We start from the raw sequence: 11923 nt of genomic DNA on the forward strand, positions 1-11923 counted from the left end.
CAGTGCGCGAAGGCGTCGGCGGCCAGGTCACCAGCCGTGCCGACGGTGTTGCGAAATGCAGTTTCCGCTCTGCGGAAGCTTACACGCCCTTGACGGTGTGCGGGATCTTCCTGCACATTGCGTTTCAACGAATTGTTGAAGGTGTGGTGGGAGGGTACGTGAAGGACGCGGAGGAACTGATCCTGCGCTCGCGGCGCGTCGTGACGCCGGAGGGCGAACGGCCCGCGGCGGTCGCCGTCAGCGGCGGAGTGATCAGCGCGGTGCGGCCGTACGAGGCCCCCGACCCGGCCGGTGCGCGCGTGGTCGACCTCGGCGACGACGTCCTGCTGCCCGGCCTGGTCGACACCCACGTGCACATCAACGACCCCGGCCGCACGGAGTGGGAAGGCTTCGCGACGGCCACCGCGGCGGCTGCGGCGGGCGGCATCACGACGCTCATCGACATGCCGCTCAACAGCGTCCCGCCGACCACCACCACCGCGCATCTGACGGTCAAGCGGGACACCGCGCGCGGCCGGGTGCACACCGACGTCGGCTTCTGGGGCGGCGCCGTCCCCGGCAACGTCAAGGACCTCCAACCCCTGCGCGACGCGGGCGTCTTCGGCTTCAAGTGCTTCCTGCTGCACTCCGGCGTCGACGAGTTCCCGCAGCTCGACCCGGCCGAACTGGAGGAAGCCCTCACCGAGTTGACCCGGTTCGACGCCCTGCTCATCGTGCACGCCGAGGACCCGGGGCTGATCGACGGCGCCCCGCGGCGCGGCGGCCCGCACTACGCCGACTTCCTCGCCTCCCGGCCGCGCGCCGCGGAGGACACCGCCGTCGCCGGTCTGATCGCGCTGGCCGAGCGGCTCGGCGCCCGCGTCCATGTGCTGCACCTGTCCTCCTCCGGGGCGCTGCCGCTGATCGCCGCGGCCAAGCGCGAGGGCGTCCGCGTCACGGTGGAGACCTGCCCGCACTTCCTCACCCTGACCGCGGAGGAAGTCCCGGACGGGGCAACGGAGTTCAAGTGCTGCCCGCCGATCCGCGAGGCCGCCAACCAGGACGCGCTCTGGCGGGCGCTGGCCGACGGCACCATCGACTGCGTGGTCTCCGACCACTCGCCGTCCACCGTCGACCTCAAGCGCAAGGACACCGGCGACTTCGCCGCCGCCTGGGGCGGCATCTCCTCGCTGCAACTCGGCCTGCCCGCGGTCTGGACCGAGGCCCGGCGCCGCGGCCACACCGTCGCCGACGTCGCCCGCTGGATGTCCGCGGGACCCGCCCGGCTCGCCGGACTCACCGCCAAGGGCGCCATCGCCGCGGGCTACGACGCCGACTTCGCGGTCCTCGCCCCCGAGGAGACCTTCACCGTCGACCCGGCCCGCCTGCACCACCGCAACCCGATCACCGCCTACGCGGGCAGGACCCTGCACGGTGTCGTACGCGGCACCTGGCTGCGCGGCGAGCGGATCGCCGACCACGGCGCGGTGACCGGCGAGCCCGTCGGCCGGCTCATCGAACGGCCGGCCGACGGGAGTTGAGACCCCGTCAGGGGCGGGCGCGCGGAAGGGGTGCCGCATCCCCGGGACGGCACCCCTCATCCGCGACCGCGATCTCAGGCCGCGCGCCGCACCCGGCGCCGGTGGGCGGCGATGATGTCCGCGTAGCGGCGACCGCTGCCCTTGATCGTGCGCTTCTGCGTCGGGTAGTCGACGTGCACCAGACCGAAGCGCTTGTCGTAGCCGTACGCCCACTCGAAGTTGTCCAGCAGCGACCAGGCGTAGTAACCGGCCAGCGGCACCCCGCGGCGGACCGCCCTTGCGCAGGCGGCCAGGTGCTCCTCCAGGTAGGTGGCCCGCTCCGGGTCGTCGACCTGTCCGTCGGGACCGACGGTGTCGTGGTAGGCGGAACCGTTCTCCGTCACGAAGATCCGGCTCGCGCCGTACTCCTCGGAGAGCCGGACCAGAAGCTGCTCCAGGCCGTCGGCGTTGACCTCCCAGTCCATCGCGGTCCGCCGGACGCCCGGCAGGTACACCGACTTGGCGTACGGCGCGGGGCCCGTCGGGTCGTCCGTGATGACATTGCGGAAGTAGTAGTTCAGACCCAGCCAGTCCAGCGGAGCGGCGATCGACTCCAGGTCGCCGTCCTTGATCGGCAGGTCCACGCCGTACAGCTCCACCATGTCCTGCGGGTAGCCGCGGCCGTGGATCGGGTCCAGCCACCAGCGGTTGGTGTGTCCGTCCGCGCGCCGGGCGGCGGCCACGTCGGCGTCGCGGTCGGTGGCGGGCTCGCACGGGCTGAGGTTGTTCACGATGCCGATCCGCAGATCGGAGTGGGCCGCGCGCAGCGCCTGCACGGCCAGGCCGTGGCCGACGTGCAGGTGGTACGAGGCGCGGACCGCCGCCGTCAGGTCCGTCCAGCCGGGGGCCATGGTGCCCTCCAGGTGGCCGATCCACGCCGAGCACAGCGGCTCGTTGAGCGTCGCCCAGTCCTTGACCCGGTCGCCGAGCGCCTGCCCGACGACGGCCGCGTACTCGCCGTACCGCTCGGCGGTCTCCCGCTCGGGCCAGCCGCCCCTGTCCTGCTGCGCCTGCGGCAGGTCCCAGTGGTACAGCGTGGCGTTGGGCGTGATGCCCGCTTCGAGCAGGGCGTCGACCAGCCGGTCGTAGAAGGCGAGTCCGGCGGCGTTGACGGCGCCGGAACCCTGCGGGATCACCCGCGGCCACGCGATCGAGAAGCGGTAGGAGTCGAGGTCCAGGGCGCGCATCAGCTCCAGGTCCTCGGGCCAGCGGTGGTAGTGGTCACAGGCGACGTCGCCGGTGTCGCCGCCCGCGACCTTGCCGGGGGTTCGGGAGAAGGTGTCCCAGATGGACGGGGCCCGGCCGTCCTCGTCCACCCCGCCCTCGATCTGGTAGGCGGCGGTGGCCGCGCCCCAGACGAAATCGGCGGGAAGAGAGCTGAGGTCGTTCACAAGCAGCCTTTCGGTGGGGTCACTTGACGGCGCCGGCGGTGAGCCCGGCGACGAGGTAACGCTGGAGGAGGAGGAATCCGGCGACCACCGGCACACTCACCACGAGCGACGCGGCCATGACCTGGTTCCAGTACACGTCGTTCTGGCTGGCGTAGCCGCGCAGACCCACGGCGAGTGTCCTGGTCGAGTCATTGGTCATGACGGACGCGAAGAGCACTTCGCCCCACGCCGTCATGAACGCGTAGACGCACACGGCGACGATGCCGGGGATGGCGGCCGGCACGACGACCCGGAACAGCGCGCCGAGCGGGCCGCAGCCGTCCACCTTCGCGGCCTCGTCGAGGTCGCGCGGGATGGAGTCGAAGTACCCGACCAGCATCCAGATGGAGAAGGGGAGGGAGAAGGTCAGATACGTGATGATCAGGCCGAGCCTGCTGCCGTAGAGCTGGATGCCCGTGCTGTTCCCGATGTTGACGAAGATCAGGAACAGCGGCAGCAGGAACAGGATGCCGGGGAACATCTGCGTCGACAGCACCGTGACGGTGAAGAACTGGCGGCCGGGGAAGCGGTAGCGGCTCACGCCGTACGCCGCGAAGATCGCGATGACCACCGAGAAGAGGGTGGCGCTCACCGACACGATCAGCGAGTTCATGAAGTAGTGCCCGAGCGGCACGGTCTTCCAGATGTCGACGTACGGCCGCAGGGTGAGGCCGTTCGGTATCCAGTGGAACGTGCCCTGCACGTCCTGCAACCGCTTCAGCGACGAACTGAGCATCACGTACACGGGAGTGAGCACGAAGAGCAGCAGCAGGGTCAGAACGACCCGGCGGGTCCACAGGAAGGACTTCGGGGAGGCCATCGGCGACGGCTGCACGGGGATCCTAGGCATCGACTTCCCGCTTCCGTGTGAACAGCAGGTAGAACGCGGTCACCACGAGCAGGAAGAGCAGCAGGAGCACGGACATCGCCGAGCCCGAGCCGAAGTTCCAGGTGATGAACGACGACTGGTAGATGTGGATGGAGATCAGGTCGGCCGCGTGCGGTGCGGAGTTGCCGAAGAGCACGAACGGCGTGTTGAAGTCGTTGAACGTCCACAGGAAGAGCACCAGGACCAGTACCTGGTTCACCGGCCGCAGCGACGGCAGGGTGATCTTGCGGATCTGCTGCCAGATGCCCGCGCCGTCCATCGCCGCGGCCTCGTACAGCTCGCGCGGGATGTTCTGGAGACCGGCCATCAGGCACAGGAACGCGAACGGCCAGGACTTCCACACCGACACGATGACCAGCGCCCAGAAGCTGTTGTCACCGATCAGCCAGAACGGCTTGTTGGAGGTGAGGTGCAACTGGTCGTGCAGTACGTGGTTCACCAGGCCGGTGTCCTGCTGGAACATGAACGCCCAGGTGATGACGGCCGCGTAGACCGGCAGCGCGTACGGCACCAGGAAGATCGCGCGCATGATCGCCCGGCCGCGGAAGGCGTCCTGCATGAGGATCGCCGCCGCGGTGCCGATCAGCCAGGACAGGCCGACCGACAGGACGGTGAACATGACGGTCACCCAGAACGAGTGCAGCAGCGCCTCGCCGACGGGCTGGTCGAACTTGACCGCCACGCGGTAGTTGTCGAGACCGGTCCAGGGCGCGCTGCCCCAGTCGCGGATGAAGAACTGCGTGAGCCCTTTGAAGCTGATCACGATGCCGACGACCATCGGCACCAGGTGGATCAGCAGTTCCAGGATCAGTGCGGGGAAGAGCATGAGGTACGGCACGCCGACGCGGCGCAGCCGAGCGGGAATACGCGGCCGGAGCCGGCCCCTTCCGACGGGCTTGCCGTCGGAGGGGCCGGCCTCGGGAGCGCTCCGAGGAGGGGCAGTGGCAGTCATGGAGCCGATCCTTAGGAAGCGGGCATCTGCTGCTGCGCCTTGGTCAGCGCGGCCTTGACGGAGTCGGTCGAGACGTCCTTGCCGGCCGCGGCGTCCGCGAACAGGTCCTTGACCGCGGTACCGACCAGGGTCTCGAACTGGGCCTCGTTGGCGACCTGCGGCAGCGGGGCGGCGGAGCTGCCCAGCACGCTCGCGAGGGTCTTCAGGTCCGGGGTCTGGAAGGCGGGGTCGCTCTGCGCGGCCTTGACCGGCGGCAGCGAACCGTACGTCGAGTTGAGGGTCTTCTGCTCGGCGTCGCTGGTCATGAAGTTGACGAACTTCAGGGCGCCGTCGATGTTCTTGGAGTTCTTGAAGACCGCCATGTTGATACCGGCGACCATCGAGGTCACACCGGCGTCGCCGGTCGCGCCCGCCTGGAGGGTCGGGACGGGAACCACGCCGTACTGGTCGGGGTTCATGCCGTGCGACTTGATCGAGGTGGCGGCGGACTGCCACATCATCATCGCGGCCTTGCCGGTGGCGAAGTCGGTGATGGTCTGGTTCTGCGCGTACTCCGCGTTGCCCTTCGCGGCGATCTTGTCCTTGGCGATGAAGTCGACGTACTGCTTCACCGCGGCGACGTTGTTCGGGGTGTCGAAGGTCGCCTTGCCGGACGCGTCGAACCAGTCGGAGCCCCGCTGCTTGGCCAGCACGAAGGCGTGGTGGATGTTCTCGGAACCGTTGCCGCCCTCGACCGCGAGGCCGTAGTGGCCGTCCTTGGTGAGCTTCTTGCCGTCGGCGACCAGCTCGTCCCAGGTCTTGGGCGGGTTGGCTATGCCGGCGTCGGCGAACATCTTCTTGTTGTAGTACAGGCCGTACGCCATCGAGTACAGCGGCACCGCGGCCGGGTCCTTGCCGGCCGCGCCGGCGGCGGCGATCGACGCGGGCGCGAACTTGTCCTTGCCGCCGATCTTCGCGAAGGTCGCGTCGTCGAAGGGCAGCAGGGCGCCGGTGGCCTGGAGGGAGGCGGACCAGGTGTTGCCGATGTTCAGCACGTCGGGACCCTGGCCGGAAGTGGCCGCCGCGAGGATCCGGTTGAGCAGGTCGGACCACGGGATGACCTCCAGCTTGACCTTGATGCCGGTCTGCTGGGTGAACTTGGCGAGTTCGGGGGTGAGCACCTGCTTGTCGTTGTCCAGGCTGGTGCCCTGGTTGCTGGCCCAGTACGTCAGCGTCTTGCCGCCGCCGCCACTGGTGCTCTTGCTGCCGCCGCCGCTGCCGCTGTCGTCCGAGCCGCCACAGGCGGAGACGGTGAGACCGAGCGCGGCCACGAGGGCAGTGGCCGCGAGGAGTCTGCTGGAGGTGCTGGAGGTGCGCATAACGGGTCCCTCTCAGAGGTGGGTTCGCTTCAGGAAGTGAACAGCGCCTGTGCCTTAATTCAGGCCGTGATTTAACTTGTGAGAAAAGGTGGCGTCAAGACCCTGTGCAGCGATAGATTCACGCCGGACGAGACGGGAGGGCGACAAAGTGGCTGAACGCGGCAAGCGAACAGTGCGTGACCTGCGGCGGGGCAACCGTGCATCGCTTCTGCGTCATTTGTATTTCGAGGGACCCCTCAGCCGCCAGGAGTTGGGCCGGGACACCGGCCTCAGCGCCGGGTCGATCAGCAACGTCGTCGGCGAGCTGATCGCCGACGGCATGGTCGAGGAGGCGGGTGCCGTCGAGTCCGACGGCGGCCGGCCGCGCATCCTGCTCCAGGTCTCCGCCGGATACGGATACGTGGTCGGCGTGGACGTCGGCGAGACCCGCGTCAGGGTCGAGCTGTTCGACCTCGCGCTGACCGAACGGGCCGCGGCCGACCTGCCGTTGTCCGACAGCGGCCACGACGTCGACCACGTCGTACGGCTCGCGCTCGAAGGCATCGAGTCCGTGGTCCGCGAGGCCGGGATCGACGACAGCGAGGTGCTCGGCGTCGGCATCGGCGTCCCCGGCATCGTCGAGCAGGGCGACAACGCGCCCGGCGAGGGCGACGGCGTCGTCGTGCACGGCCAGACCATCGGCTGGGAAGCCGTCCCCTTCGGCCGCCTGCTGCGCGCCGGGACCGCCCTTCCGCTCTACATCGACAACGGTGCCAAGACCCTCGGCCAGGCCGAGATGTGGTTCGGCGGCGGACGCGGCTCCGGCAACGTCGTCATCGCCCTCATCGGCTCCGGCGTCGGCGCGGCCGTGGTCGCCGACGGCACCCCGTACCGCGGCGCGAGCAGCAGCGCGGGGGAGTGGGGCCACACCACGCTGCGGGTCGGCGGGCGCACCTGCCGCTGCGGCTCACGCGGCTGCCTGGAGGCGTACGTCGGCGCCGAGGCACTGCTCGGCCGCTGGCCGTCGGCGCCCACGGGGGTCAGCGAGGAGACCGGCCTGGCCGCGCTCATCGCCGCCGCCGACCACGACCCCGAGGCCGGGGGACTGCTCGCCGAGGCCGCCGAATACCTCGGCGCCGGGATCGCCGACCTGATCAACCTCTTCAACCCGCAGCGCATCGTCATCGGCGGCTGGGCGGGACTGCTGCTCGGCCCCCGGCTGCTGCCCACCGTCCGCGAGGTCGCCGCCGCGTACTCCCTGCACCACCCCTGCGCGCAGACCTCCATCGAACTGGGCAGGCTCGGCGCCGACGCGGTCACCGTGGGCGCCGCGACACTGCCGCTGGCCCGTTTCCTCGACGCGGGCGGCGAGCGGACCGTACGGCTGCCCGCGCAGCCCGCAGGGCCCGACGGCGGCGGCCCGGCACACGGCGGCCCGGGTCCGGCGCGGAACCGGATCGCGCGGGCGATACGTTGACGGTGAGGCTGGTGGTGTGCCGCGCCGGGGCTACGCTCGGGCCGGCGGCCACCCGCCCGCCGCACCTTGGCCCGTCGTCCTAGGAGTACCGCTGTGACCCTCCAGCAGCAGATCGTCGGCAACGCCATGCAGATGGCCGTCTGCACCCTCAGCCCGGGCCAGACGGTGTACTGCGAGGCGGGGAAGTTCCTGTTCAAGACGGCCAACGTCTCGATGGAGACGCGGCTGGGCGGCCCCGGCTCGGGCGGTTCAGGCGCGGGTTCAGGTTCCGGGTCCGGCTCCGGCGGCTCCGGTGTGGGCGGCATGCTCCGGCAGGCCATGGGCACCGCCATGCAGGTCGGCCAGCGCGCCCTGGCCGGGGAGTCGCTGGCCTTCCAGTACTTCACCGCCTCGGGCGGCGAGGGCACCGTCGGCTTCGCCGGTGTGCTCCCCGGCGAGATGCGCGCCCTCGAACTGACCGGCTCACGCGCCTGGTTCGCCGAGAAGGACGCCTTCGTCGCCGCCGAGTCCACCGTCCAGTTCGGCATCGCCTTCGCGGGCGGACGCCAGGGCATGAGCGGCGGCGAGGGCTTCGTCCTGGAGAAGTTCACCGGCACCGGCACCGTGATCATCGCGGGCGCGGGCAACTTCATCGACCTCAACCCCGCCGAGTTCGGCGGCCGGATCGAGGTCGACACCGGCTGCATCGTCGCCTTCGAGGAGGGCATCCAGTACGGCGTCCAGCGCATCGGCGGCCTCAACCGCCAGGGCGTCATGAACGCCGTCTTCGGCGGCGAGGGCCTGTCCCTGGCCACCCTCGAAGGCAACGGCCGGGTCATCCTCCAGTCCATGACGATCGAAGGACTCGCCAACGCCCTCAAGAAGTCCCAGGGCGGCGACAAGCAGGGGCCCACCGGAGGTCTGTTCTCCACGCACGCGGGCTGACCCCGGCCGCCGCCGCTCCGGCCGGGGCGGGGTCCGGCACGCAGTGTCGGTCACACGCCCCAGTCGGCGCGCACCGAGGCGAAGAAGGAGTGGAAGTCGGGGAAGGTCTTCTTCACGCAGCCCGGCTCGTCGAAGGTGGTGCCCGGCGTGCGCAGCCCGGCGACCGCGAAGCTCATCGCGATGCGGTGGTCCCCGTGGCAGGCGATCTCGACCGGCGCGGGGGTCCCCGGCGCGATCTCGATCCAGTCGCGTCCCGTGGTGACCGTGATGCCCTGGCGCCGCAGATTCTCCGCGCACGCCTCCAGCCGGTCGCACTCCTTGACGCGGGTGTTGTAGACGTCCTCGATACGGACCGGCCCGTCGGCGAAGGGCGCGATGGCCGCGAGCGTCGGCATCGTGTCCGAGATGTCCCGCATGTTGACGGTGAGACCGCTCAGGCGGCCCGTGCCGGTGACGGTGGTGGCGTCCGGGCCGATCTCGACGTCGGCGCCCATCCGCCGCAGGACGTCCACGAAGCGCAGGTCGCCCTGGAGGGCGTCCGCGCCGAGCCCCGGCACGGTCGCGGTGCGGCCGCACAGCGCGGCGGCGGCGAAGAAGTAGCTGGCCGTGGAGGCGTCGGGCTCGATCGGGTAGTCGACGGCGCGGTAGCCGCCCGGCGGTACCACGAAGGTCGCGCCCTCGCGCGCCACCTCGACGCCGAAGCGCCGCATCATCGCCAGCGTGATCTCCACATAGGGCGCGGAGACCAGGTCCGTGACGTGGATCCGCAGCCCCTCGGCCATCAGCGGCCCCGCGAGCAGCAGCGCCGTCAGGAACTGCGACGACAGCCCCGCGTCCAGGTCGATCGCCCCGCCCTTGAGACCGTCGGCGACCACCGTCAGCGGCAGATGCCCCTCGGCCTCCTCGTGCGTCAGGTCCACGCCCAGCGAGCGCAGCGCCGTCGTGAGCGGCGCGACCGGGCGGCGGCGCATCTGCGCGGACGCGTCGAAGCGGTACGTGCCGTGGCCCGCGGCGGCCAGCGCGGGCAGGAAGCGGGCGGCGGTGGCGGCGTCACGGCAGTACACGTCGGCCTCCGGCACGGCGGGCCCCGACGGGCGGCCGGTGATCCGCCACGCCTGCGGATCGCGCTCGACGCGGTACCCGAGCCGGGTCAGGCCCTCCGCGAACCCGTCGGTGTCGTCCGACAGCAGCGGCCGGCGCAGCACAGTGGTGCCCTCGGCGGCGGCGGCGAGAAAGAGCGCCCGGGCGGTCACCGACTTGGAACCGGGGACGGCGACGACTGACACGGGGTGCCTCCTGGCAGGTAAGGGGCGCGCGCGTACGGCTCGGCCGCCGCCGTGATTCTAGAGCCTGCCCCCGCACGGGCCCTGGCCGGGGAGAGCGGTCAGAAGGTCACCGGGAGGCGGTGCACACCGCGGATGAGGAGGCCGGGGCGCCAGGTCAGGGCGCCCGGGTCGGCGGCGAGCGCCAGGCCGGGGCAGCGGTCGAGCAGGGTCCTGACGGCGATCCGGCCTTCGAGCCGGGCCAGCGGCGCGCCGAGGCAGTAGTGGATGCCGTGGCCGAAGGCGAGGTGCCCCTGCGGGGAGCGGCGGATGTCGAACGTGTCGGGCGCCGGATAGCGGCCGGGGTCGCGGTCGGCGGACGCGAGGGCGATCAGGACGGAGTCGCCCGAGGGCACGCGTACGCCGCCGATCTCCAGGGTCTCGCGGGCGAACCGCCACGTCGTGGTCTCCACCGGACCGTCGTAGCGCAGCATCTCCTCGACGGCGCCGTCGAGCAGTCCGGGGTCGGCGAGCAGGGCGGCGAGCTGGTCGGGGTGCCGGAGCAGGGCGAGGACGCCGATGGCGATGAGGTTGACGGTCGTCTCGTGCCCGGCGACCAGCAGCAGGAAGGCCATGCCCACCAGTTCGTCGGACGAGAGCCGGTCGCCGTCCTCGTACCGCGTACGGATCAGCGCGCTCAGCAGGTCGTCGCGCGGCGCGGCGCACCGCTTGTCCTCGATCAGCTCGACCAGGTACTCCGACATGGCCTGGACCGCGTCGGCCTCGGCCTCGGGGCCGGTGGGGCCGACGATCTCGTTGGACCAGCCGCGGAACGCCTTGCGGTCCAGGTCGGGCACGCCGAGCAGTTCGCAGATGACGGTCATCGGCAACGGGAAGGCGAGGGCGTCGACGAGGTCGGCGCTCCCGCCGGGCAGCATCGCCTCGACGAGGTCGTCGGTGATCGCCTGGACGCGCGGGCGCAGCGCCTCGACGCGGCGCGGGGTGAACTCCCGTGACACCAGCTTGCGCAGCCGGGTGTGCCGGGGCGGGTCGGCGTCCAGCATGTGGCTGGCGAAGCCGCCCGAGACGTCGCCGTCGGGCAGCAGCGACTGCCAGTTCTTGCTCAGCCGGCTGTCGGCGAGCGCGGCGCGCGCCTCGTCGTGCCCGACGACCAGCCACATCGCGCCGGTGTCCGCCGTCCGGACGTGGTGGACGGGGCCGCGCTCGCGCAGCCGCGCGTAGACGGGGTACGGGTCGGCGGTGAAGTCCTCGCCGTACGCGCGGGCGTAGACATGCAGATCCACCGTCTCCGGTGTGCTCACAGCTCCCCCTCGGGTCCGCGTCCCCCACGGACCAGCCTAACCAGGGGACACGGCGTTCAGACGGTGTCCGCCAGCCGTTCCAGGAGCTCGGTCAGCCGTTTCGTCACGGTCTCGCGGTCGCCCGACGTCAGCGCCGAGCCCATGCCGACCGCGACGGCGCCCGACGCGACCCACGAGGGCGCGTCGGCCACGGTGATGCCGCCGCAGGGCAGCAGGGCCGCCTGCGGCATGATCGCCAGCACGTCGGTGACCCACGCGGGGGTGAACGAGGTGGCCGGATAGAGTGTCAGCGCGTCCGCGCCCAGCTCCATCGCCCGCACCACCTCGCCGGGCGTGGCGACCCCGGGGAACACCGGTACGCCGTACCGGTGGCCGGTCTTCAGCACGTCCTCGTCCAGGCTCGGCGACAGCAGGAACCGCGCGCCCGCGTCGATCGCCATCCGCGCCGACACCGCGTCCAGTACGGTCCCCGCGCCGATCACCGCGTCGTCCCCGACCTCGCGCACCAGCGTCGTCACCGCCTCCAGCGCGAAGGGCGTCGTCAGCGAGATCTCCAGCGTCGTCAGCCCCGCGGACAGCAGCGTGTCCGCCGTCGCCGCCGCCTGGTCGTAACTCTCGCTACGGATCGTGGCGAACACCCGCTGCGCCAGTGCGGCTCGCGTGGTTTCCCAGCGGTACACGGCGTATCGCCGTCCTTCCTGAGGCTGCGGGCTGCTGCGCGGGCGCACCGAAGCGCGCGGGCGCGAACGGACCGTGCGCCGGTGGGGCGGT

10 protein-coding genes are annotated in these 11923 nt (G+C 71.2%); 3 read left to right on the forward strand and 7 right to left on the reverse strand.

Annotated features, from left to right (window positions below):
- Positions 1–158: 158 nt before the first annotated feature.
- On the forward strand, positions 159–1520 hold the full coding sequence (gene allB / locus ABZX65_RS15735; protein ID WP_355338989.1) for an allantoinase AllB: 1362 nt from the start codon (positions 159–161) through the stop codon (positions 1518–1520).
- 74 nt (positions 1521–1594) lie between these two features.
- On the opposite strand, the gene ABZX65_RS15740 is transcribed toward allB, so the two are convergent.
- From ABZX65_RS15740 to ABZX65_RS15755, 4 genes are read right to left on the reverse strand one after another with little or no spacing between them, the layout of a single operon-like run.
- Positions 1595–2950: a GH1 family beta-glucosidase gene (locus ABZX65_RS15740; protein ID WP_355338992.1), complete on the reverse strand. Its 1356-nt coding sequence runs from the start codon at positions 2948–2950 to the stop codon at positions 1595–1597.
- Positions 2951–2969: 19 nt separating this feature from the next.
- Positions 2970–3839: a carbohydrate ABC transporter permease gene (locus ABZX65_RS15745; RefSeq protein ID WP_355338995.1), complete on the reverse strand. Its 870-nt coding sequence runs from the start codon at positions 3837–3839 to the stop codon at positions 2970–2972.
- Positions 3832–4830, reverse strand: a complete 999-nt coding sequence (locus tag ABZX65_RS15750) for a sugar ABC transporter permease (protein WP_355338998.1) — start codon at positions 4828–4830, stop codon at positions 3832–3834. The genes ABZX65_RS15745 and ABZX65_RS15750 overlap by 8 nt, the downstream gene beginning before the upstream one ends.
- An 11-nt stretch (positions 4831–4841) precedes the next feature.
- Entirely contained in the window at positions 4842–6188 is a 1347-nt protein-coding gene (locus ABZX65_RS15755) for a sugar ABC transporter substrate-binding protein (RefSeq protein ID WP_355339001.1), read from the reverse strand.
- 148 nt (positions 6189–6336) lie between these two features.
- On the opposite strand from ABZX65_RS15755, the gene ABZX65_RS15760 reads away from it, so the two are divergent.
- Together ABZX65_RS15760 and ABZX65_RS15765 are read left to right on the forward strand one after the other, a co-directional pair.
- Positions 6337–7644 carry an ROK family transcriptional regulator gene (locus tag ABZX65_RS15760; RefSeq protein WP_355339004.1) on the forward strand — a complete coding sequence of 436 codons (1308 nt, stop codon included), beginning with the start codon at positions 6337–6339 and terminating at the stop codon, positions 7642–7644.
- Between the two features lie 93 nt (positions 7645–7737).
- On the forward strand, positions 7738–8568 hold the full coding sequence (locus ABZX65_RS15765) for an AIM24 family protein (RefSeq protein ID WP_355339007.1): 831 nt from the start codon (positions 7738–7740) through the stop codon (positions 8566–8568).
- Between the two features lie 50 nt (positions 8569–8618).
- Here ABZX65_RS15765 and aroA read toward each other — a convergent pair whose 3' ends face one another.
- The 3 genes from aroA to ABZX65_RS15780 all read right to left on the reverse strand — a co-directional run bounded on the left by aroA (position 8619) and on the right by ABZX65_RS15780 (position 11832).
- On the reverse strand, positions 8619–9854 hold the full coding sequence (aroA, locus tag ABZX65_RS15770; protein WP_355339010.1) for a 3-phosphoshikimate 1-carboxyvinyltransferase: 1236 nt from the start codon (positions 9852–9854) through the stop codon (positions 8619–8621).
- A gap of 98 nt (positions 9855–9952) precedes the next feature.
- Positions 9953–11152, reverse strand: coding sequence for a cytochrome P450 (locus tag ABZX65_RS15775; protein WP_355339013.1), 1200 nt, complete (start codon positions 11150–11152; stop codon positions 9953–9955).
- A gap of 56 nt (positions 11153–11208) precedes the next feature.
- A complete protein-coding gene (locus ABZX65_RS15780) occupies positions 11209–11832 on the reverse strand; it encodes a bifunctional 4-hydroxy-2-oxoglutarate aldolase/2-dehydro-3-deoxy-phosphogluconate aldolase (RefSeq protein ID WP_355339016.1) in 624 nt (207 codons plus the stop codon).
- Positions 11833–11923: the final 91 nt, after the last annotated feature.

The sequence above is a fragment of the Streptomyces sp. NPDC003300 genome, from assembly GCF_040610915.1.
Lineage (GTDB): Bacteria > Actinomycetota > Actinomycetes > Streptomycetales > Streptomycetaceae > Actinacidiphila.